General features: G+C 33.0%; 21 protein-coding genes. 17 read left to right on the top strand and 4 right to left on the bottom strand.

Annotated elements, in window-relative coordinates; translation table 11 throughout:
* Nucleotides 1-34: 34 nt before the first annotated feature.
* Together EQM05_RS16295 and EQM05_RS13580 are read left to right on the top strand one after the other, a co-directional pair.
* The gene (locus EQM05_RS16295) at nucleotides 35-1288 is read left to right on the top strand and encodes a transposase (RefSeq protein ID WP_128750527.1); all 1254 of its coding nucleotides are present in this window, start codon (nucleotides 35-37) and stop codon (nucleotides 1286-1288) included.
* 268 nt (nucleotides 1289-1556) lie between these two features.
* Nucleotides 1557-1829: a hypothetical protein gene (locus EQM05_RS13580; protein ID WP_128750526.1), complete on the top strand. Its 273-nt coding sequence runs from the start codon at nucleotides 1557-1559 to the stop codon at nucleotides 1827-1829.
* Between the two features lie 434 nt (nucleotides 1830-2263).
* On the opposite strand, the gene EQM05_RS13575 is transcribed toward EQM05_RS13580, so the two are convergent.
* Nucleotides 2264-2551 (bottom strand): hypothetical protein, encoded by a 288-nt coding sequence (locus EQM05_RS13575; RefSeq protein WP_128750525.1) that lies wholly within the window; start codon nucleotides 2549-2551, stop codon nucleotides 2264-2266.
* 324 nt (nucleotides 2552-2875) lie between these two features.
* Here EQM05_RS13575 and EQM05_RS13570 point away from each other — a divergent pair, with 324 nt between their 5' ends.
* The 3 genes from EQM05_RS13570 to EQM05_RS13560 all read left to right on the top strand — a co-directional run bounded on the left by EQM05_RS13570 (nucleotide 2876) and on the right by EQM05_RS13560 (nucleotide 5910).
* Nucleotides 2876-3145, top strand: coding sequence for a metal-sensing transcriptional repressor (locus EQM05_RS13570; protein WP_128750524.1), 270 nt, complete (start codon nucleotides 2876-2878; stop codon nucleotides 3143-3145).
* Nucleotides 3146-3164: 19 nt separating this feature from the next.
* Entirely contained in the window at nucleotides 3165-5609 is a 2445-nt protein-coding gene (locus EQM05_RS13565; protein WP_128750523.1) for a heavy metal translocating P-type ATPase, read from the top strand.
* A gap of 91 nt (nucleotides 5610-5700) precedes the next feature.
* Entirely contained in the window at nucleotides 5701-5910 is a 210-nt protein-coding gene (locus tag EQM05_RS13560; RefSeq protein WP_128750522.1) for a copper ion binding protein, read from the top strand.
* Nucleotides 5911-6020: 110 nt separating this feature from the next.
* Here the strand turns inward: EQM05_RS13560 and EQM05_RS13555 are convergent, their stop codons facing one another.
* The 3 genes from EQM05_RS13555 to EQM05_RS13545 form a co-directional block, all read right to left on the bottom strand.
* Nucleotides 6021-6674, bottom strand: coding sequence for a 3-oxoacid CoA-transferase subunit B (locus EQM05_RS13555; protein WP_128750521.1), 654 nt, complete (start codon nucleotides 6672-6674; stop codon nucleotides 6021-6023).
* 15 nt (nucleotides 6675-6689) lie between these two features.
* Entirely contained in the window at nucleotides 6690-7406 is a 717-nt protein-coding gene (locus tag EQM05_RS13550; protein WP_128750520.1) for a CoA transferase subunit A, read from the bottom strand.
* Between the two features lie 236 nt (nucleotides 7407-7642).
* Nucleotides 7643-9355, bottom strand: coding sequence for a sigma 54-interacting transcriptional regulator (locus EQM05_RS13545; RefSeq protein WP_128750519.1), 1713 nt, complete (start codon nucleotides 9353-9355; stop codon nucleotides 7643-7645).
* A gap of 329 nt (nucleotides 9356-9684) precedes the next feature.
* Here EQM05_RS13545 and EQM05_RS13540 point away from each other — a divergent pair, with 329 nt between their 5' ends.
* The 12 genes from EQM05_RS13540 (at nucleotide 9685) to EQM05_RS13485 (ending at nucleotide 23567) form a co-directional block, all read left to right on the top strand.
* Nucleotides 9685-10464 carry a short-chain-enoyl-CoA hydratase gene (locus EQM05_RS13540; protein WP_128750518.1) on the top strand — a complete coding sequence of 260 codons (780 nt, stop codon included), beginning with the start codon at nucleotides 9685-9687 and terminating at the stop codon, nucleotides 10462-10464.
* A gap of 23 nt (nucleotides 10465-10487) precedes the next feature.
* Entirely contained in the window at nucleotides 10488-11333 is an 846-nt protein-coding gene (locus EQM05_RS13535) for a 3-hydroxybutyryl-CoA dehydrogenase (protein WP_128750517.1), read from the top strand.
* Nucleotides 11334-11350: 17 nt separating this feature from the next.
* Nucleotides 11351-12526, top strand: coding sequence for an acetyl-CoA C-acetyltransferase (locus EQM05_RS13530; protein WP_128750516.1), 1176 nt, complete (start codon nucleotides 11351-11353; stop codon nucleotides 12524-12526).
* Nucleotides 12527-12712: 186 nt separating this feature from the next.
* Nucleotides 12713-13852 carry an acyl-CoA dehydrogenase gene (locus EQM05_RS13525; protein WP_128748660.1) on the top strand — a complete coding sequence of 380 codons (1140 nt, stop codon included), beginning with the start codon at nucleotides 12713-12715 and terminating at the stop codon, nucleotides 13850-13852.
* Between the two features lie 14 nt (nucleotides 13853-13866).
* Nucleotides 13867-14646 (top strand): electron transfer flavoprotein subunit beta/FixA family protein, encoded by a 780-nt coding sequence (locus EQM05_RS13520; protein ID WP_128750515.1) that lies wholly within the window; start codon nucleotides 13867-13869, stop codon nucleotides 14644-14646.
* A gap of 19 nt (nucleotides 14647-14665) precedes the next feature.
* Nucleotides 14666-15670, top strand: a complete 1005-nt coding sequence (locus EQM05_RS13515) for an electron transfer flavoprotein subunit alpha/FixB family protein (RefSeq protein WP_128750514.1) — start codon at nucleotides 14666-14668, stop codon at nucleotides 15668-15670.
* A 649-nt stretch (nucleotides 15671-16319) separates the two neighbouring features.
* The gene (locus tag EQM05_RS13510; RefSeq protein WP_128750513.1) at nucleotides 16320-17792 is read left to right on the top strand and encodes a HAMP domain-containing sensor histidine kinase; all 1473 of its coding nucleotides are present in this window, start codon (nucleotides 16320-16322) and stop codon (nucleotides 17790-17792) included.
* A 15-nt stretch (nucleotides 17793-17807) separates the two neighbouring features.
* On the top strand, nucleotides 17808-18494 hold the full coding sequence (locus EQM05_RS13505) for a response regulator transcription factor (protein WP_128750512.1): 687 nt from the start codon (nucleotides 17808-17810) through the stop codon (nucleotides 18492-18494).
* Between the two features lie 215 nt (nucleotides 18495-18709).
* A complete protein-coding gene (locus EQM05_RS13500; protein ID WP_128750511.1) occupies nucleotides 18710-20596 on the top strand; it encodes an LTA synthase family protein in 1887 nt (628 codons plus the stop codon).
* A gap of 315 nt (nucleotides 20597-20911) precedes the next feature.
* Nucleotides 20912-21964, top strand: coding sequence for a [FeFe] hydrogenase H-cluster radical SAM maturase HydE (gene hydE / locus EQM05_RS13495; RefSeq protein WP_128751127.1), 1053 nt, complete (start codon nucleotides 20912-20914; stop codon nucleotides 21962-21964).
* Nucleotide 21965: 1 nt separating this feature from the next.
* Entirely contained in the window at nucleotides 21966-22859 is an 894-nt protein-coding gene (locus EQM05_RS13490) for an AraC family transcriptional regulator (RefSeq protein ID WP_128750510.1), read from the top strand.
* 87 nt (nucleotides 22860-22946) lie between these two features.
* Nucleotides 22947-23567: a DNA-3-methyladenine glycosylase gene (locus tag EQM05_RS13485; protein WP_128750509.1), complete on the top strand. Its 621-nt coding sequence runs from the start codon at nucleotides 22947-22949 to the stop codon at nucleotides 23565-23567.
* Nucleotides 23568-23598 lie beyond the last annotated feature (31 nt).

Raw genomic sequence — 23598 nt, 5'->3', positions numbered from 1 at the left:
GTTTTGCACAACACAATAGAAAGGATGCCTTAAGATGAATAAAAGTTATTTAAAACAAATGCTCACCTATATTAATAAAGTATACGATATAGGTGAAAAAATCAATACCTTAGAGGATAAAAAGATAAAATCTCTAGTAAAAATTTCAACAATCACCTTTGTAGTTTTGTTTGGATTTATGCTTCAAATAAGAAGTTTCAACAGGTTAGAGCATTGGCTTAAAAAAGGTAAATTTAAAAAAGTATTACCTAAAAACACTAAAATGATTCACATTGATGCCGTTAGGCGCTGCTTAAGTGATTTTGATTTGAATGGTTTGAAAAATATTCATGATAGTATAATTAGAACTACGATAAAAAATAAGATATTTAGAAATGGTACCATAGATGGCTTAAAGGTAGTTGCTGTAGATGGTGTAGAATTATTTGAAAGTGCTAAAAAATTTTGTGACAAATGTCTTTCACGAAAGAATAAGGATGGCACTACTCGTCATTTCCACAGATCTGTAGTTTGTATTACCGTAGGTTCGGATCCCCATGTTATTTTAGGACAAGAAATGCTTGAACCTAAGAAAGATAGTTCGAATAAAGATGAAGGTGAAATCACCGGAGGTATAAGATTAATAAAAAAATTATATCGTAAATATCACCATTTTGCCGATATTATAGTAGCTGATGCTTTATATTGTAAATCTACTTGGATAAAAGAAGTCCTTTCAATAGGAATGAATGCAGTAGTAAGAGTTAAAGATGAGCGTCTTCTCATTGTAAAGGATGCATTAGCTCTATTTAAGCGCCGTGAGGCTGATAAGAAATGGATTGTAAAGCAGGGAAGTAAAGACTATACCAAAATTAAAGCTTGGGATGAAGATAATTTTGAAATATCAGATCCGACTATCAAAGTTAGATTTATAAGGTTTATAGAAGAAATTCATACTGGAGATAAGGTAGAAATTAAAGAAGGCTGGATTATAACAACAGACAAATTTGCCTCAGTAGAAACCTTGTGGAAGATAATGCACAAGAGGTGGGATATAGAAAATAATGCCTTTCATCAGCTTAAAACAGAATGGCATTTAGATCATTGCTTTCTTCATAGCCCTACGGGCGTAGAGACAGTACTGATGTTTATAATTATAGCGTTTAATCTGATGCAGTTATATTTTTTTAGATGTATCAGAGGTTTTAGAAAGAAACGGATGCTTCAAATAGATATTATTGAAGATATAAAAGATGAAAGATTTACTATAGATGACAAATGGAATAATCCAATATTTAAAAAGACTTAATATAAAAATAAAATTGGAAATCGATTATTAAAATTTCTTAGGGTAAGGGTAATTATAACTATTTTTTCGACATATCGGTCTGTTGATTTACCAGCCATGTAAGAAAGTACAATAAAATACAATTCCAGTAAAAGTAAATCTTTTACTGGAATTTAGATGCGAAATCTCTGCCTACAAATAATTACATTTTACAAAGTATATTTATATGTGCTAGACTTAATTAAAAATTATTTTACTAACAGAAAATAAATATCTTAGGAGGATCTTTATGCTTAGAATTTGGGGAAAGATTATGAAGAATAATAAAATAATAATGGATTATGTGGTAAGCTGTGATAAGGATGGAAGTTATCAGGATAATTTAAAGCAATGTATTTTAGAGCTATGCTATAAGCTTGACATTGAAAAACCATATTGGCTTCCTTCAAATTTAGATGAATATAATAAAAGAGGAAAAACATCTTTTAATGAAAATAACTTTATAGAAACAATTGATTTTGATAAATTTGTAATTGAGGAACTAGATAAAAACAAAGATTAAAGATTAAAGAACAAAGAACAAATAATGTTGATTTTCTTACAGAAAATCTTAAAATTCAATTTGCTGAGTGAATCATGCGTTTTAAGAACCAAGGATGGCTCTAATTACAGTTTAACTAATAGAGTTAAAAAAGGATTTGAAAAATCCAGAGCCGATAGGCTGCCCCTTAAAACCCAAAGATTAAAGTCTGTTCTTTAATCTTTCCTGCTTTAGATATATGGCTCTTTTATTAAATAGTGTTGATAAAGTAACAAGTTCCCGTTAGGGACAGGCTAATTAAAACATATTTTAGCATTTCTCATATTTGTATATGTATTTTCAATATTAATTTTACTTATTTGTTCTATAAATATATCCATATCCATTGCATTCATACGTCCTGTGCCCACTGCTCTGGAATAAATATTTTTATGTGAATCCAGTGCTGTAATAACTCAGACTTTATTATTGCTGATATTAATGTAACTTACGCTTTGATCATGAACTCTTTTTTTATTATGTTCAATGCTTTTCTGTCCCTTTCGGGAGAATTTTAAGAAAAAATTCTCGATTTCAAACTTCCCCTGCATTTTATTTTGTTTAACCATTTTTAAAGCAGAGAGCAGCTTGTGCCTCCAGTAAAATAGTGTTACATAAGAAACGCTAATTTCCCTGGCTGCCTGCCGGCATAGGATTTTTGCAAATCTTTTTTTATCATCTAATAAAACTATAATTGAAACCATTTTTAGTTATTAAAACCTATAATCCACTTAATCAATTGAGTTTTTGGTTTTTCTGCAAAGAAAAACTACCTTATTTAATCTTTGTTCTTTAATCTTTGTTCTTTTGATGAAGTCCTATTCACATCAACATTATTATTTAAAAGAGCCATAGGTGTTTAGTTAATATGACTAAAGAAGGATAGAGCTTAACCAAAGAATAAAGATTATAGATTAAATAAAATTCATCTCTATTGACAAATATAAAATTTAGTAATATTATTCAGTTAAGGGACCCCCCAGGTGGGGGAGGGAGTTTATAATATTAATAAATAGGGGGCGATAGTAATGAATAGTGAAAAAGTTAAGGCTATACAGGCATTAAAAACCTCAAAGGGACAGATAGAGGGAATTATAAAAATGATAGAAGATGAGCGGTACTGTATGGATGTGTCAAATCAAATCATGGCAGCACAGTCCTTGTTAAAGAAAGCAAATATTTTAATTTTAAAACAGCATATACAGCATTGTGTTAAGACTGCCATAAGGGATGGAAGTGAAGAAAGCGGGGAAGAGAAAATACAGGAAATTATATCCCTGCTTGAGAAGTTAATTTAATAAATTTATGGAGGGTATTATGGTTAATAAAACATTTAAAATAGAGGGTATGACCTGCGCAGCATGTGCAAGGGCAGTAGAAAAAGCATCTCAGAAGATTGACGGGGTTTCAGATGCAAATGTTAATCTGGCCACTGAAAAGTTAAACATTGAATATGATGAGTCCAAGGTGGATGTAAATAAAATTCAAAATGCTGTGGAAAAGGCAGGATATAAGGCTGTAGTTGAAGCCGTTGGCAAAACATTTAAGATAGAGGGTATGACCTGCGCATCCTGTGTAAGGGCAGTAGAAAGGGCAACAAGAAAAATTGATGGAGTTGTAGAGTCCAATGTTAATCTGGCAACAGAAAATATGAATATAACCTATGAACCATCCAAGGTTAGAGTATCTGATATAAAAAAAGCAGTGGAAGCAGCAGGGTATAAAGCCTTAGACCAGGAAATTTCAGTAGATGAGGATAAAGAAAAGAAACTGCAGGAGTCGAATCTGCTGTGGAAAAAATTTATTTTTTCCTTAATATTTACAGTACCTTTATTAACTATATCTATGGGGCATATGTTTGGACTTAAACTTCCGGCAGCAATTGATCCTATGATGCACCCTTTATCCTTTGCAGTAATTCAATTAGCGCTGGTTATTCCAGTAATTATAGCTGGCAGCAGATTTTATAAAGTTGGATTTAAAACATTGATAAAGGGAAGTCCAAATATGGATTCCTTAGTTGCCATAGGAACATCTGCAGCATTCCTTTATGGATTATATGCGGTATTTGAAATTATCAGCGGAAATACTCAGTATGTTCATGATTTATATTTTGAATCAGCTGCAACAATAATAACTCTTATAACACTTGGCAAGTATTTAGAGTCAGTTACTAAGGGAAAAACCTCAGAGGCAATAAAAAAGCTTATGGGATTAACTCCAAAAACCGCAATAATTATTAATAATGGAAAAGAAGTTGAAATTTCAATTGATGAAGTTGAAGCTGGAGATATTGTTATTGCAAAACCTGGTGAAAGGCTGGCAGTAGATGGTGAAGTAGTTGAAGGAAGCACCTCTGTTGATGAATCAATGCTTACAGGGGAAAGTATACCTGTGGAAAAGAATATAGGAGATAAAGTAATTGGTGCAAGCATCAATAAAAATGGAATGATTAAGTACAGAGCCACAAAAGTAGGAAAGGATACGGCTTTAGCCCAGATTATTAAGTTAGTTGAGGATGCACAAGGATCAAAGGCCCCTATAGCTAAGCTTGCAGATATTATTGCAGGATATTTTGTACCAGTTGTAATATCATTAGCTGTTATATCAAGTTTAGCATGGTATTTTTCAGGTAAAGATACAGTGTTTTCTTTAACAATATTTATTTCTGTTCTTGTAATTGCCTGTCCCTGTGCACTAGGATTAGCTACGCCAACAGCTATAATGGTGGGAACTGGAAAAGGTGCAGAACATGGAGTGCTTATAAAAAGCGGGGCAGCATTAGAAACTACTCATAAAATACAGACCATTGTTTTTGATAAAACGGGTACAATTACTGAAGGAAATCCAAAGGTTACAGATATAATAACAACCAATAATCTGCACAAGGATTATCTATTACAGCTTGCTGCATCAGCAGAAAAGGGCTCTGAGCATCCTCTTGGAGAAGCTATAGTTAAAGAAGCCGCAGAAAAAGGTGTGGAAATTAAAAAGCTGGATTACTTTAAAGCAATTCCAGGTGAAGGAATAGAAGTTAAAATAGATGGCAGTGATATTCTTCTTGGGAATAGAAAGCTTATGGAAAAAAGTAATGTTGAAATAAAGTCAATGGAAGAAAGCTCTCATGAGCTAGCAAAGCAGGGCAAAACACCTATGTATATCTCAGTGGATGGCAATATTGCCGGGATTATTGCTGTTGCTGATACAGTAAAAGAAAATAGTAAAAAAGCTATTGATAAGCTCCATAAAATGGGTATAGAGGTAGCAATGATTACAGGTGATAATAGGAGAACAGCAGAAGCAATAGCAAAGCAGGTTGGAATAGACAGAGTTTTGGCAGAGGTCCTTCCACAGGATAAGGCAAATGAGGTTAAAAAAATACAGTTAGAAGGCAGAAAAGTTGCTATGGTTGGAGATGGAATAAATGATGCTCCTGCATTGGCACAGTCGGACATTGGTATTGCCATAGGTTCAGGTACTGATGTAGCAATTGAATCTGCTGATATTGTGCTTATGAGAAGTGACCTAATGGATGTGCCCACAGCAATTCAGTTAAGTAAAAAAACCATTAAAAATATAAAAGAAAATCTCTTCTGGGCATTTGGCTATAATTCATTAGGCATACCAGTTGCCATGGGTGTATTGTATTTATTCGGAGGACCATTATTAAATCCAATGATAGCAGCAGCAGCAATGAGCTTCAGCTCAGTATCAGTACTTACTAATGCACTTAGACTTAAGAGATTTAAGCCTGTAGATTAGATAAGTTTTTCAGATAGGTGAGATTTAAAATTTAAATATAGCTTATCTGTTTAATATTATAAAATAACATTATTGAAAGGGGTAATCATAAATGGTTAAAAAAATATCAATTGAGGGAATGAGCTGCATGCATTGTGTAAAGCATGTTACAGATGCATTAAATGAAATTGATGGCGTAAGCAATGTTAATGTAAGCTTAGATACAAAATCAGCTACTATTGAAGCAGATGACAAAGTAAAAGATGAAGCTATAAAAGCAGCTATTGAAGATGCTGGATATGAAGTAGTAAACATTTTATAAAATATAAAATTAAAGGAATAAATAAGGCTTTTCTGCCTCGCAGAAAAGCCTTATTTATTAACCTCTTACTTCTTACTTCTTACCTATTAACTCATAACTCATAACTGTAGTTACACTGCTATTTGCCTTATATCATCTGGTATTATCAAGTCAGCATCTGTAGCTTTTATAACATCATCAACTGTTAATCCTGGTGCAACTTCTTTTAGTACAAGACCATCCTTGGTAACGTCCATTACTGCCATTTCAGTTATTATAGTATTTACCACCTTTGAAGCAGATAATGGTAAAGTACATTTTTTTAATATTTTAGGGTTACCTTTTTTGTCAGTGTGAGTGAGAGCTGCTATTACTTTTTTTGCACCAACTAAAAGATCCATTGCACCACCCATTCCAGGTACAAAAGCTCCTGGGATCTTCCAGTTTGCAATATTACCTTCCTGATCTAATTCAAGTGCTCCAAGTACAGTCATATCAACATGTCCACCTCTAATAATGCCAAAAGATGTTGCAAGATCAAATGTGGAGCCACCTGGAAGCATTGTAATTGGTTCGCCGCCTGCATTGCCAAGATCAGGATCAGACTGACCTTTTTTAGGTGCTGAGCCAAAAGATAAACCGCCATTTTCAGTTTCAAGTATTACATTAATACCCTTTGGTATATAATTTGAGGAAAGTGTAGGTATGCCAAAACCTAAATTAACAACCATTCCTGATTTAAATTCTTTAGCCACTCTGCGTGCTATAAATTCTCTCTTATCCATATCCTTACTCCTTTATTAAACTATTTTTTTATCTCTAGTCCACAAGTCTTCATAATGTTTCTGCCTATCCTCTAAAGAACTTCCCTGAACAATAACATCAACAAAAATACCAGGTGTACCAACTCTGTCATAAGGAATTTCACCTACATCTACAATCTCATCAACTTCTGCTATTACTAAATCTGCGGCAGAAGCCATAATAGGATTTGCAGCTTTAGAGGTACCTCTATATTGAATATTTCCTGCTCTATCAGCCTTAAAGCCTTTTATAATAGCAACATCGGCTTTTAAAGGAGGATAAACCAGATATTTTTTATTATCAATGGTCATTTTCATTCTTCCTTCTTCGATTTCCGTGCCAACTCCTGTTGGTGTAACAATTGCGCCAAGACCTGCACCTGCAGCCCTTATTCTTTCTATTAATGTTCCCATTGGGTTAAATTCAATTTCCAGCTCTTTATCATTATATTGCTTTACCAGTTCTGGATCTGTACCTATATGAGATCCTATAAATTTTTTAACCTGCTTATTCAATATTAATTTATCAATATCGTGATTGCCCCCTGGATATGAAGCCACAGGAAGGATTAATGTTAAATTATTAGTGCCTGATTTACTTAGTTCCTCCAGCATATTTAAAGGGGAACCTACTCCTAAAAAACCTCCAACCATTATAGACATACCATTTTTAATTCTCTTAACAGCTTGATTTTTTGTTTCAATTACTGCCATGTTATAATACACCTCCAAAAATTATAAGTTATGCTATAACAACTAGCAATTTCTGTGCCAAAGAAATATATTCTGCGTTAATACGCATATTTATAGAATTGATTGCTTTATTACAAAGAATCAACTGCTGTATAAAATGTATATTTTATATACACATGTGCTGAGGATATGTTATTAGTTGATTAATATTATTGATTAGTTCACAATGATGCATTTTTTATTTCCATGTATATATTTTATACATTATTAAAATTATACTCATCTATTTTTTTATATAATCCTGCTCTGCTGATTCCAAGAATCTTTGCAGTTTTATTTTTATTCCATCCATTTTTCTTAAGTACATCATAAATTATGCCCTTTTCCATATCCTGAATGGTACTTTTCAGGGAACCGTCTTTTAATTCATATGAGCCTTTTGTATTATTTTTTAAGAGTTTCTCGGGGAGATGTTTAGGTTTTATAATTAAGTCAGAATCTAAAAAGTTTATTGCCCTTTCTATAACATTTTCCAGCTCACGTATATTTCCCGGCCAGTCATAATTTGTTAAGTATTTTATTGCTTCCTTTGATATGCCTTCTACATATATTCCAAGCCTGTCAGCTATCTTAATTCTAAGTTCATTTGCAAGCTCTGGAATATCTTCTTTTCTTTCTCTTAGAGGAGGAAGAACTACTTTCATAACATTTAGCCTGTAATAAAGATCTTTTCTAAAACACCCTTTATTAATGCATTCCTCAATATCTATATTTGTAGCGGCTATAATTCTTACATCTATTTTCTTAGACACTGTACTTCCTATGGGTTCAATTTCTCTTTCCTGTAATACTCTCAGTAACTTAACCTGCATGTCCATGGGCATATCACCAATTTCATCAAGGAGTAAAGTACCTCCATCAGCTAATTCAAATTTACCTTTTTTACCGCTCTTTCTTGCACCTGTAAAAGCACCCTCCACATAACCGAATAATTCTGATTCCAGCAGTTCATGGGGAATAGCGGCGCAGTTAATTTTTACAAAAGGTTTTAAATAACGTTTACTTGCATTGTGAATGGCATTGGCAAATAGTTCCTTGCCTGTGCCGCTTTCACCAAGTATTAATACATTAGAATCAGTATTTGCTGCACGTTTTGCTATTTCCTTTGAATATTTTGTCTTTGGAGAATCCCCTATGATATTAGAAAAGGAGTAAGCGGCTTTACTTTGCTCATTTAATTCATTTTTATAAAACTGAACTTCTTTTTGAAGAACATTAACTTTTTTAAACAGCGAATATAAGTCCCTCACATCCTTAAACATAATTTTGCCAACAGCACCTATTACTTCATTATCTTTTATTATTGGCACCCTCATTGATACCATGGTATTCCCTCTGATTTTTTGAAGCTCACCAATTTCAACTTTCCCAGTTTCCAGTACCCTTTTTAATTTTGAATTTTCTATTACTTCTTCTACGTCCATGCCTTCCGGGTGTTTGTTGTCAATAAACTCTTTATAAGCTTCACTCATCATTGTAATAATTCCATTTTTATCAACAACCACTATACATTCATTAACTGTATTTATTACTGTATTTAAAATATTAATGTATGACTTTTCTGTCTCCATCTGGTTTTTAAGCTTGTTACAAGCAGTGACATCCTGAAATATTGCAATGGCACCTAATGTAACTCCTTCAGATGTCAAAGGTATTCTGTTTGTTATAAATTCTCTGCTTTTAGAATTAAAGTTTTGATTATATTCGCTTTGACCTGTTCTTAATATTCTTAGAAGCTGAGTTTCAGGTATAGCTTGTTTGACGTTTTTTCCAATATCTTCTTTTATATTAAGTCCAAGTGATTTCTCTGCTGCTTTGTTGATTATAATAAGCCTTCCTTCTTTGTTTATGCCAATTACAGATTCATTAATATTTTCAATTAATAATCCGAAAGCATTGTGTATAAGCATACAACCACTCCTAAAATAAATTTAATAATATTATTTATTTAGTATTTACTAGTAGCTAATATTAATTATACTATATGTGTACTAAAAATACATTTATTTTTAAGAAATTTGTTTAAATTTGTTTATTTAATATTCAATAAAGTTAGAATTTGCAGAACATTGGAGAAGGGAGTATTAATATTAACTAATAAAATGTATAAGTTATAATCATGTATACTTTTTATACAATAAAATATTAAAAATTATGGCATTAAACCGTATAAAATAATAAATTTTTATTGGTATGATATTTGCTTTGGATAATTATTATGAAGACAGGAGGGATAGAATTGGATAACGAAAACGTTTATCTGGAAAAACAAAATAATATTGCCATTTTAAAGTTTAACAGGCCTCAGGTTATGAATGCATTAAATACTGAGGTTCTTCATGAATTAGATGAAAAATTGGAAACTGTTAAAAATGACAAAGAAATTTATGCTGTCATAATTACGGGAAATGGAAAAGCTTTTGTTGCAGGAGCAGACATTTCAGAAATGATTCATAAAACGCCAGATGAAGCAAGGCAGTTTGCAGAGCTTGGGTCAAAAGTATTTAGGAAAATTGAATTAATGGAAAAGCCCGTAATTGCTGCAGTTAACGGATTTGCACTGGGTGGCGGGTGTGAGCTTGCCATGAGCTGTGATATTCGTATAGCATCTGAAAAAGCAAAGTTTGGCCAGCCAGAGACAGGCCTTGGCATTACACCTGGATTTTCAGGTACTCAGAGGCTTTCAAGGCTTGTAGGAATAGGAAAAGCTAAGGAATTGATATTTACTGCAGATTTAATTAAGGCTGATGAAGCAGAAAGAATAGGCCTTGTAAACAAAGTAGTTAAACCAGAAGAGCTTATGACTGAAGCTTTGAATATAACCAATAAAATCATTTCAAAGGCTCAATTGGCAGTAAGGTATGCAAAAACATCAATAAACAGAGGTATTGAAACAGATATAGAAACTGGTATTGAAATGGAAAAGCAGCTATTTGCTTTATGCTTTGCAACAAAAGATCAAAAAGAGGGAATGTCAGCATTTTTAGAAAAAAGAAAAGCAGATTTCAAACTGGAATAAATTAAAATTTTGGAGGAATGAACATGAAGGTATTTGTATTAGGAGCAGGAACTATGGGATCCGGCATTGTTCAGACATTTGCCAAAGCTGGGTATAATGTTACTATGAGAGACATTGAAGATAGCTTTGTAAATAGAGGAATGCGGGTAATAACTAAAAATTTGGAAAAGAGCGTTAAAAAAGGCAGATTAACTGAGGAAGAAAAGAATGGCATATTATCAAGAATTCTGCCAACTACTGATATTAATTTGGTAAAAGATGCTGATTTTGTAGTTGAAGCTGCCATAGAAAATATGGACATAAAGAAAAAGATATTTAAAGAGCTAGATGGACTATGCAAACCAGAGACAATACTGGCAACAAATACATCATCATTATCTATAACTGAGGTAGCAAGTGCTACTAACAGGCCTGACAAAGTTATCGGAATGCATTTCTTTAATCCGGTACCTGTCATGAAGCTTATAGAGGTAATAAAGGGAATATCCACTTCTGATGAAACAAAAAATAAAGTAATTGAAATAGGGAAAAAGCTTGGCAAAGATCCAATTGAAGTAGAAGAAGCACCAGGATTTGTTGTAAACAGAATGTTAATACCAATGATAAATGAGGCTGTTGGAATTTTATCTGAGGGTGTTGCAAGTGCAGAAGATATTGATAAGGCTATGAAGCTTGGAGCCAACCATCCAATGGGACCTCTTGAATTGGCAGATTTAATTGGAAATGATGTGTGCCTTTCAATTATGGAAGTTTTATATGAAGGCTTTGGAGATTCAAAATACAGACCTCATCCATTGTTAAGAAAAATGGTAAAAGGGAAATTGCTTGGCAGAAAGACAGGAAAAGGATTTTATAATTACACTAAATAAATTTGGAGGATTTTTAGATGAGAGAAGTAGTTATAGTAAGTGCTGTAAGAACAGCTGTAGGATCATTTGGAGGAGCTTTGAAAACTACATCAGCAGTTGATTTAGGGGCTGCAGTTATAAAAGAAGCAATAAACAGAATAAATCTTAAACCAGAACTTATAGATGAAGTAGTTATGGGAAATGTTTTACAGGCAGGATTGGGGCAGAATCCTGTAAGACAGGCTGCTGTAAAGGCAGGGATACCATATGAAGTGCCTTCATTTACTATTAACAAGCTCTGCGGATCAGGGTTAAGATCAGTAAGTCTTGCATATCAAATGATTTTATCAGGTTATGATGATATTATAGTTGCCGGGGGTATGGAGAATATGTCAATGGCACCATATCTATTAACTGGCGCAAGATGGGGACAAAGAATGGGGAATGGTGTACTAGAGGACGGAATGTTAAAAGATGGTCTTTTTGATGCATTTAATAATTATCACATGGGGATTACCGCTGAGAATGTTGCAGAAAGATGGGGAATAACAAGAGAAATGCAGGATGAATTTGCATTAAATTCTCAGCAGAAAGCTGAAAAGGCAATAAAGGGGGGCAGATTTAAAGATGAAATAGTTCCAATAACTATAAAAAATAAAAAAGGGGATATTATATTTGATCAGGATGAGTTCCCTAGGTTTGGAAGCAAGCTTGAGGTTCTAGCTAAGTTAAGGCCTGCATTTAAAAAGGACGGAACTGTTACAGCAGGCAATGCATCAGGTATAAATGACGGAGCAGCTGCTATTATAGTAATGGACTCTGAAAAAGCAAAAAGCCTTGGATTAAAGCCTTTGGCTAAAATTGTTTCATTTGGATCAAAAGGTCTAGATCCTGCAATTATGGGATATGGTCCAGTTGCTGCAACCAGAGAGGCATTGCAGAGGGCTGACTTAAAAGTAGAGGATTTAGACTTAATAGAAGTAAATGAAGCATTTGCTGCTCAAAGCGTGGCTGTGACCAGGGATTTGAAATTTGATATGAGCAAAGTAAATGTTAATGGAGGTGCAATAGCTCTTGGACATCCACTAGGGGCATCTGGAGCAAGAATACTTGTAACTCTGATTTATGAAATGTTAAAAAGAGACTCTAAAATAGGACTTGCAACTTTATGCATTGGCGGAGGACAGGGTACTGCATTGGTAATTAAAAGGTAAAATCTGATAATAAGGAGTTACTATAAGCTGTGGACCTGCAATAGGCTGGGGACTTAAACTCTTTATAAAATATAGAAAAATGGTAGAACATTTTGAAATCAATTTTAATATTGTTCTGCCATTATTTTTATGGACATGTACTATAATAATTCTAAAACTAAATATAATTTTAGGAGGCTACGTATAATGGATTTTCAATTGACTAGAGAACAGGAATTTGTACAGAAGATGGTAAGGGAATTTGCTGAAAATGAAGTTAAGCCAATAGCAGCAGATATAGATGCCACAGAAAGATTTCCAAAGGAAACAGTAGAAAAAATGGCTAAATACGGTATGATGGGAATACCATTTTCAAAAGAGTACGGCGGAGCAGGCGGAGACACACTGTCATACATACTTGCTGTTGAAGAACTGTCAAAGGTATGCGCCTCAACAGGAGTAATCTTATCAGCTCATACATCTTTGTGTGCATCATTACTTGATAAATACGGCACAGAAGCACAAAAACAGAAATATTTAATCCCACTTGCTAAAGGAGAAAAATTAGGTGCATTTGGCTTAACAGAGCCTAATGCAGGAACAGATGCAGCTGGACAGCAGAGCCTTGCTGTATTAAAGGGCGACCATTATGTACTTAATGGTTCAAAGATATTCATAACAAACGGCGGAGTTGCTGATATATTTGTTGTATTTGCAATGACAGACAGGAGCAAAGGCGTTAAAGGAATATCCGGATTTATACTTGAAAAGGGAATGAAAGGCTTTTCAATAGGAAAAGTTGAGGATAAAATGGGAATAAGAGCATCTTCAACCACAGAGCTTATTTTTGAAGATGTGGAAGTACCTGTAGAGAACCTTGTTGGAAAAGAAGGAAAAGGATTTGGTATAGCAATGTCTACCCTTGATGGAGGAAGAATTGGTATAGCAGCTCAGGCACTTGGAATAGCCGAAGGCGCATTTGAAGAAGCCAGAGATTATATGAAGGAAAGAAAACAATTTGGAAGACCATTAAGCAAGTTCCAGGGCTTATCATGGATGATGGCTGACATGGATGTTGAAATAGAATCTGCAAGATATCTTGTGTACAAGGCTGCATGCAATAAGGACAAAGGAATTCCATATACTGTTGATGCTGCAAGAGCAAAGCTTATAGCAGCAAATGTGGCAATGGATGTTACAACTAAAGCAGTTCAGATATTCGGCGGATATGGATATACAAAGGATTACCCAGTAGAGAGAATGATGAGAGATGCTAAGATAACTGAAATCTATGAAGGAACTTCACAGGTTCAAAAATTAGTAATTTCAGGCCATATATTTAAATAAGGAGGACTTATACAATGAACATAGTTGTTTGCTTAAAACAGGTTCCAGATACAAATGAAGTTAAGATAGATCCAAAAACAGGAACTCTTATAAGAGAAGGTGTTCCATCAATAATCAACCCTGATGATAAAAATGCACTTGAAGAAGCATTAGTGCTTAAAGAGCAATATGGTGCCAAAGTAACAGTAATAAGCATGGGACCACCACAGGCAGAATCTGCATTAAGGGAATCACTTGCAATGGGAGCCGATGGGGCTATTCTCATATCTGACAGAGCCTTTGCAGGAGCAGATACACTGGCAACGTCAAATGCCCTTGCAGGAGCATTAAGAAAACTTGATTACGATATTGTATTTGCAGGAAGACAGGCAATAGATGGAGATACAGCACAGGTTGGACCAGAATTAGCAGAACATTTAAATATCCCACAGATAACTTATGTAGAGAAAGTAGAAGTACAGGGAGATAAATTAAAGGTTAGAAGAGCATGGGAAGATGGATATGAAGTAATAGCAGTAAAGACACCTGTCCTTTTAACAGCAATAAAGGAATTAAATGTACCTAGATATATGCATATGGCAAACATATTTGAAACCTTTAAGAAGGAAGTAAAAGTTTGGTCTGCAAATGATATAGATGTAGACAGATCCCTTCTTGGTTTAGCTGGATCACCAACAAAAGTAAAGAAATCAGCTACAAAAGAAGCAAAAGGTGCAGGAGAAAAGATAAATATGCCGGCTAAAGAAGCAGCAGCATATGCAGTTTCAAAATTAAAAGAGAAACACTATATCTAATATATAGGAGGGATTTAGAATGAATATAGCAGATTATAAAGGTGTATGGGTATTTGCAGAGCAAAGAGACGGAAAGCTGCAGAAGGTATCTTTAGAGTTACTTGGAAAAGGAAAAGATTTAGCAGATAAATTAGGAGTACAGCTTACAGCACTGCTGCTTGGAAGCCAGGCAGATGATATGGCAGAAACGCTTATAGCCTATGGTGCTGATAAGGTAATATATGCAGATAATCCTTTATTAAAGCATTATACAACAGATGGATATGCAAAGGTCATATGTGATCTTGTAAATGAAAGAAAACCTGAAGTCATACTTGTAGGAGCAACATTTGTAGGAAGAGATCTGGGACCAAGAGTATCTGCAAGATTAAAGACAGGATTGACAGCAGACTGTACATCACTTGATGTTGATTCTGAAACAAAGAATCTTCTTATGACAAGACCAGCCTTCGGCGGAAATCTTATGGCAACAATAGTATGCGGAGATCACAGACCACAGATGTCCACAGTAAGACCTGGAGTATTTGAAAAGCTTGCAAAGGATACTTCAAGAAAAGGTGAAATAGAAAAGATACATGCAGACTTAAAAGACAGTGATATAAGAACAAAAGTAGAAGATGTTGTTAAGCTTGCAAAGGATGTAGCAGATATAGGAGAAGCAAAGGTAATAGTTTCAGGAGGCAGAGGACTTGGAAGCAAGGAAGGCTTTGACCTTTTAAAGGAACTTGCAGATGTAATGGATGGAACAATAGCAGGCTCGAGAGCAGCCATAGATAATGGATGGATAGATAAAGCATATCAGGTAGGACAGACAGGTAAGACTGTAAGACCTAATGTATATATAGCAGTAGGAATTTCAGGAGCAATTCAGCATTTGGCAGGAATGCAGGACAGTGATTATATAATAGCTATAAACAAGGATGAAAGTGCTGCAATAATGCAGATAGCAGACCTTGGCATAGTAGGAGACTACAGGAAAGTAGTACCTGAGTTAATAGCACAGATTAAGGCTGCTAAAAATTAAGATACATACCTTAAAACTAAAGATTAAAGATTAAAGATTAAAGATCAAATAATGTAGATTTTCTGCTTTTGCAGAAAATCTGAAATTTAAGTTTTGCCCAAAGGCAAAACAATAATCTTTGTTCTCTGTCTTTAATCTTTGCTATTTAGGTATATGGCTCTTTATTAATTTTCCATATCCATTGCATTCATACGTTGCTTTTCTGTCCCTTCCGGGAGAATTTTAAGAAAAGATTTTCGATTTCAAACTTCCCCTGCATTTTATTTTGTTTAACCATTTTTAGTTATTAAAACTTATGATTCACTTAATCAATTGAGTTTTTGGTTTTTCTGCAAAGAAAAACTACCTTATTTAATCTTTGTTCTTTAATCTTTATTCTTTTGATGAAGTCCTATTCACATCAACATTATTATTTAAAAGAGCCATATGTCTATAGAGTAAATATCTAATCATCGCAGCAATCCAAAAATCCTTGAGGATTGAATATTTTGGACAGCTACGGTGAAGATATTTATTACTTTCTATATGTAACGAAAATGTGTGAACTTTTTATGAAATTTTAAGAAATAATTTATTACAACTTTATAAATATGATGTAAAATAAAATTGTATACTAATGATAATGTAATTTACTGAATTGAGGTGCATTATGCCTATAAAAATAAAATTGATAATGTCTAATATAGCTATGGTAATAATCTCGGTAGTATTATCTGCCATGCTTATGGCCCTTATCGGGAATCATTTTACCAAAAAGATAGAAATATCATATAACCTGGACACTCAAAAGAGAAATGATATGTTTGGCAATCCATATTTACAGCTTAAAGCTATAAATATGAAAAATTTTAATGAGATAAAATTGGCAATTTCCAGAAATCCGGACTTACTAAAGAATAATAATTATTTAATTGGATTAAATCAGCTGTTCAAAAAAGGTAACAGTTTTATTGTTGTCAGGGAAGGAAATAATATTATTTTTCAAGGACAGGACGGAATAAGCGATTTGATAAACAAGCTTCCCGAGTTTAATTTTAATATGTCGGATAGAGGCAGCGGAGTAATTGTAGATAATAATGATTTAATAATAAAACAGATGGATTTCTTATATAAGGATAACACTCAGGGAACTGTATTTATCATTACGGATACCAGTTATTTTTATAAAATTGTGAGAGAGTACTTAGTATTTTCTATAGTTTCTTTAATCATAGTTATTTCGGCTATAAGCGGTATTTTTACTTTCTTTACTTCAAGATCCATAATTAAGCCCCTGGATTCATTAAAAATAGGAACAAAAAAAATAAAAGATGGTGACCTTGATTTTGAAGTTAAAGCTACTTCAGGTGATGAAATAGGAGAACTATGCCTTGCATTTGATGATATGAGAAAAAAGCTTAAAGAGTCCATAGAAGTTCAGGCACAGTATGAGAATAACAGAAAAGAATTAATCTCAAATATATCTCATGATCTTAAGACGCCTATTACTTCAATTAAAGGCTATGTGGAAGGTATTAAGGATGGAGTACCTGATACACCTGAAAAGATGAATAAATATATAAATACAATATATAGCAAGGCCATAAGCATGGATAAGTTAATTGACGAGTTATTTTTGTATTCAAAGCTGGATTTAAATAAAATTACCTATGATTTTGAAGTAGTAAATATTGTTCCATATTTGTCTGATATTGTTGAGGAATTTCAATTTGATCTGGAAAAGAAAAATATAGATATAGAATTTATTAATGTGGCAGGAAAAACAGCTAAAGTGTTAATAGACAGACAAAAAATTAATAGGGTAATGACAAATATAATTGGAAATTCAATAAAATATATGGATAAACCAAATGGTAAGATAAAGGTTAAATTAAGTAAAAGTGACAATGATGTAATGGTTAATGTTAAAGACAATGGTAAAGGCATACCAAAGGATGATATACCTTTTATATTTGATAGATTTTACAGGGCTGATTCTTCAAGAAATACTGTTACTGGAGGCAGCGGCCTTGGTCTTGCTATATGTATGAAAATTATTGAGGAACATAATGGAAAGATATGGGCCGATAGCTCAGAAGATCATGGAGCCAGCATTACTTTCATACTAAAAGAGGTAATATAGAAAGGAAGATTTTTTATGAAGAAAATACTTATTATTGAGGATGAAGTTACTATTGCAGAGCTGGAAAAGGATTATTTAGAGCTCAGCGGTTTTAGTGTTGATATAGAAACTAACGGCGATACAGGACTAAAGAAAGCCAAGGAGAATAAGTACAATCTTATTATCTTAGATGTAATGCTGCCTAGAATGGATGGCTTTGATATATGTAAAGAAATCAGAAAAAACATGGATATACCAATATTAATGGTATCTGCAAAAAAAGAGGATATCGATAAAATCAGGGGGCTTGGATTGGGAGCAGATGATTACATTACCAAACCCTTTAGCCCTAGTGAGTTAGTTGCCAGGGTAAAATCTCATCTCACAAGGTATGAAAGATTAGTAGGAAATGAAAATAAAAAAGAAGAAATAGTGGTTAGAGGCCTGCGAATTGATAAGGCTTCCAGACGAGTGTATATTAATGACAAGGAAATTAACTTTACAACAAAGGAATTGGATTTATTAATATTTCTTGCAGAAAATCCAAACAGAGTTTTCAGTAAGGATGAATTGTTTGATAAACTTTGGGGTATAGACTCCTATGGTGAAGTATCCACTGTAACTGTGCATATAAGAAAAATAAGGGAAAAAATTGAAAAAGACACTTCAAACCCAGAATATATTGAAACAGTATGGGGTGCAGGTTATAGATTTAAAGGTTAAAATAATTTATTAAATAAAAGTTAAGCAGGTCAGGTTAAATACGCCTTTCAGCACAGCTGGAGGGCTTTAAATTTAAATTGATAATATTTAGTTTATAAAAGTTTAATATTTGTTTATTACAAGTTAATAAGTTTGAGTTATTATAATAAAGTATAAATAAGTTTCAAAGTGTATATAAAAGTTAAAATAAATTAATTATTTTGGTGGTGTAGACATTGTTATTAAAAACGATAGGCGAAAAATTAAAAAAACCTTTAAATATTCTATTAAATAATAGTGATATTTTAATATTTTTCATTATATTTTTCATTAAATTCGCAGTGTATGGTAAGGAAATATCACCTGATTATTTTGACAAAGGTGTATATATTCCAATAATAGGGTCAATATTAATACTATTGAGTATAGCGTTATTATTTAATGGTGAGAAAAGAGTAAAAGTATTATACATAATGGATATAGTAATAAGTGTAATACTCATAGCTGATTTAATGTATTTTCGTTATTATAAGGATATTTTAACCATTTCCTTATTGAGAAATGCAAAACTTCTTACAGGTGTGACTTCCAGCGTAAAAGGATTAATTAAATTGCAGGATTTTCTGTTTTTGGCAGATATCATACTAATGAGACCAATAAAAAGACTATATGTAAATAAAATTGCAAAATTAAATAAGCAGAAACTTTTATTAAGATCAGCAAAGTTTGCTGTAATACTAGCTATAGGTGTAGCTATTAATGGAATGTCACTATATAAAGTATCCATTGAACAGCCAACTTTATTAACTTCAATGAGCAACAGGATTTATCTGACTAAATTAATTGGCAATTTAAATCTGCATGCAGTAGACATATACAATACAGCCACAAATAAAATAAAAAATTCAAAACCACTGCCAGCAGAAAAGGAAAAAAGTATTGAGACATTTTTATCATCCAATAATGGAGTTACAGTTCAGCAGAAAAATTTAAAAGGAGTGGCAGAAGGTAAAAATTTAATAGTAATCCAGGTTGAGGCTTTGCAGCAATTTGTAATAGACAAAAGCATCAATGGACAGGAAATAACCCCAAATCTTAATAAGTGGCTGAAAAGCAGCCTTTATTTTAATAATTATTTTTATCAGGTTGCAGGAGGAAATACATCAGACGCTGAATTTATGAGCAATAACTCTCTTTATCCTGCAGAATCAGGTGCAGCTTATTATATATACAGTGGTAATACCTACAATTCCTTAGCACAAAGCCTTAAAAGCAAAAATTATTATACTGCAGCTTTACACGGCAATTCTGAAGGGTTTTGGAATAGAAATGTAATGTATAAAGCTGAGGGATTTGATGACTTTTATGGCCAGAGAAGTTTTACATTAGATGAAAATGTAGGGCTTGGGTTAAGTGATAAATCATTTTTAACACAATCTGTTGAAAAAATGAGCCAGTTTAAGAAGCCATATTATTCATTTTTGGTTACACTAAGCAGCCATTTCCCATATAACGACACTAAAGGTTATGGTGAATTTAATGTAGGGGAATATGAGGGTACACTGCTTGGAAATTATTTAAAGGCTATTCATTATACAGATGAACAATTGGGAATGTTTTTGCAGCAGTTACATGATAAAGGGATGGATAAGGATTCCCTAATAGTTTTATATGGAGATCATTTTGCGATACCAAAGGAAAATGCGGATGAACTTTATAAATTTGAAAATGTAACTAATAAGAATGATTTACAATGGTATCAGTATCAGAAAGTGCCGCTGATTATTCATTTCCCTAATGATGAATATAAAGGTGTAAATTCAGCCTATTGCGGGCAGATGGATTTGTATCCTACACTGGCTAATTTATTAAATCTTCCTGAAAAAAATATGTTTGGCAACGATATATTAAACAGCAAGGAACAAAAGGTAATATTTAGAAATGGATCATTTACTGACGGCAAGGTATTCTATATATCCTGGACTAACACTTATTATGATATTTCAACAGGGCAAAAGATACCTGAAACCGCTGAATTAAAGGAAAAGAAGGAACAATACCTAAGCGAGCTTCAGTATTCAGATGATTTATTAAATCATAATCTATTAAAGACAATGAAATAAAGAAACTTTATCTTGGAGGCATGAACAATGATTAACAATTTTTTTAAGCAAGAAAAAAACTTTGATACTGAAAAGTTTATATGGTTATCTAAGAATGCCTTTGTAATAACTAGCCTATGTGTTTTTATTAAATTATTATTTGATTAAGGATATTATTAATCTACATATAATAATTATTACATTAAAACAGGCCTTTCTGCTTTCCGCAGGAGGGCTGTTTATTTTTTGCCATTAGACAAAGTCAAAGTTCACATGATAGAATATAATCACAATAAACTTTGAAAAGGAAAAGGGATTAATATGAGTAATTCAAGAATAATTGAATTAATTGACAGGTTATATGAAACAAATTATATAGATAATAGTGAATTATTATTTTTACTTGATAATTTAACCAAAGATGAAGAGAAATATCTTATTGAGAAGGCAAATGAAATAAGAATAAGCAGGTATGGCAATAAAGTATTTATGAGAGGCTTAATAGAATTTACTAACTACTGTAAGAGATCCTGCGCTTATTGCGGCATAAGAGCTATGAACAGTAAGGCAGACAGATATAGATTAACTGAAGAAGAAATACTTTCAACTTGTGATCAGGGATATAAATTAGGATATAGGACATTCGTACTCCAGGGCGGAGAGGATGATTACTTTACAGATGATAAAATTGTAGAAATAGTAAAGAATATTAAAAATAAATATCCTGATTGTGCTATAACTTTATCTATAGGAGAGAAATCATATGAATCATATAAAAGATATTTTGATGCAGGAGCAGAAAGGTATCTTTTAAGGCACGAAACCGCATCAAAGGAGCTTTACGAGAAGCTTCATAAGAATATGAGCTTTGAAAACAGAATTTCATGTCTGTGGAATTTGAAACACATAGGATATCAGGTAGGAGCCGGGTTCATGGTAGGACTTCCAGGACAAACAAATGAGGATCTGGTTAAGGACATAATGTTTATTAAGGAGCTGCAGCCGCACATGGTGGGAATAGGACCATTTATTCCTCATAAAGATACACCTTTAGGCAGGGAAAAGGGTGGTACTGTAGAGAAAACTATAATCATGCTGGCAATAATCAGGTTATTTTTACCTGATGTATTACTTCCTGCTACTACAGCCCTGGGTACCATAGATCCTGTTGGAAGGGAAAGGGGCTTAAAGGCTGGAGGAAATGTAGTAATGCCAAATCTTTCACCAGTAACTGTGCGAAAAAAATATTCACTTTATGATGGAAAGATATGTACAGGGGATGAAGCTGCTGAATGCAGAATGTGTATTGAGGGCAGAATTAACAGAGCAGGGTATGCTGTGGACATGGGAAGAGGAGACAATATAACCTGGAGAAATAAGGGATTTTAATATGAGCAATGAAAGCTTTGAGGAAAAAATTAAGAGAGGATATTTATGGGACGATTTTAAACTTTTCCACTTAAAGGACAAAAGTAACCTGGAATTTGAATTTCATTACCATGACTTTAATAAAATTATAATTTTTATTTCCGGAGATGTTACTTATTTAATAGAGGGCAAGGCATATAAACTTAAACCATGGGATATACTTCTTGTAAATAGTAATGAGATTCATAAACCGGTTATTAATTCAAACTGTGATTATGAAAGAATTATAATCTGGGTAAACTCAAAATTTTTAGAAAAGCAAAGCAGAGACTGTGATTTGCTGAATTGCTTTAAAATTGTTTCAAGCAATAAGTCAAACTTAATCAGATTGAACACTCATTTCCCGGCAGGTTTTGAATATACACTTTTTAAACTTCAGGATGCTTGTCAGGATAAGGAATTTGGAAGTAAAGTATTGAAGAATTCTTTATTTTTGCAATTCATGGTGTTAATCAACAGGCTTTGTTTAAATATTGAAAACAGAGTTGACAGCTCAGAAGTAGAATATGATGAAACAATAAATTCCATCATTAATTATATAAACGAAAATATAAATAAGGACTTATCCATAGATAGTATTTCTTCCGCTTTTTACATGAACAAATATTATTTAATGCATAAGTTTAAATTGCAGACAGGATATACACTGCATAGTTATATTATGCAAAAAAGACTTATGCTTGCAGCAGCACTGGCGAAGAAAGGAACAAGCGTAATGGACATTTGTATTAAGTGCGGCTTTAAGGACTATTCGAATTTTTTGAGAGCTTTCAGAAATACCTTTGGCGTATCTCCTAAAAAATATTATAGAACCTTCATGGAAATTGAAAGTTCAAATAACATGGATATTATTTAGATAAATACATTTAATTGCTCATAATTGCAGATAATATTACAACATATGTATTTTATGAAATTTTAATAAGTTAGAAGGTAGAAATATATGAAGCTATCAAGAAAATTTTATAGTCGGGATGCCAGGGAAGTATCAATAGATTTACTTGGCAAAATACTGGTACATGATATTAATGGCATAAAGTTAAAGGGCAGGATAGTCGAAACAGAAGCATATATAGCTGATCTGGATAAGGCTTCTCATGCATATGGTGGCAGGAGAACGGCAAGGAATGAAGCACTTTATGGTAAGCCTGGAATTTCTTATGTTTTTTCCATTTATGGTCTTTATTATTGCTTTAATGTAATTACAAAAAAGGAAGAATCAGCTGAAGGAGTTTTAGTAAGAGCATTAGAACCTGTAGATGGTCTTGATGAAATAGCCAGACTCAGGTTCAAAACAAGCTATGATAAACTTACTAGGCTTCAGGTGAAGAATTTAACCTCTGGGCCTTCCAAATTATGTATGGCTTTAAATATTACAAAGGAAAATAATATGGAAGATCTCTGCGGGGATAAACTTTATATAGAATATGACAAAAATGAAGATCCAAATAATAAATTTGAGATTGTTCATACAAAAAGAATCGGCATTGACTATGCAGAAGAAGCAAAGGATTTTTTGTGGAGGTATTATATAAAAGATAATCCTTATGTATCAAAAAAATGATTATTTTATTTTGACTTTTGTTAAAATTGTA

Origin of the sequence: Clostridium sp. JN-9, assembly GCF_004103695.1 — a bacterium.
GTDB lineage: Bacteria > Bacillota > Clostridia > Clostridiales > Clostridiaceae > JN-9.
This window is presented reverse-complemented; position numbering and strand designations above follow the sequence as displayed.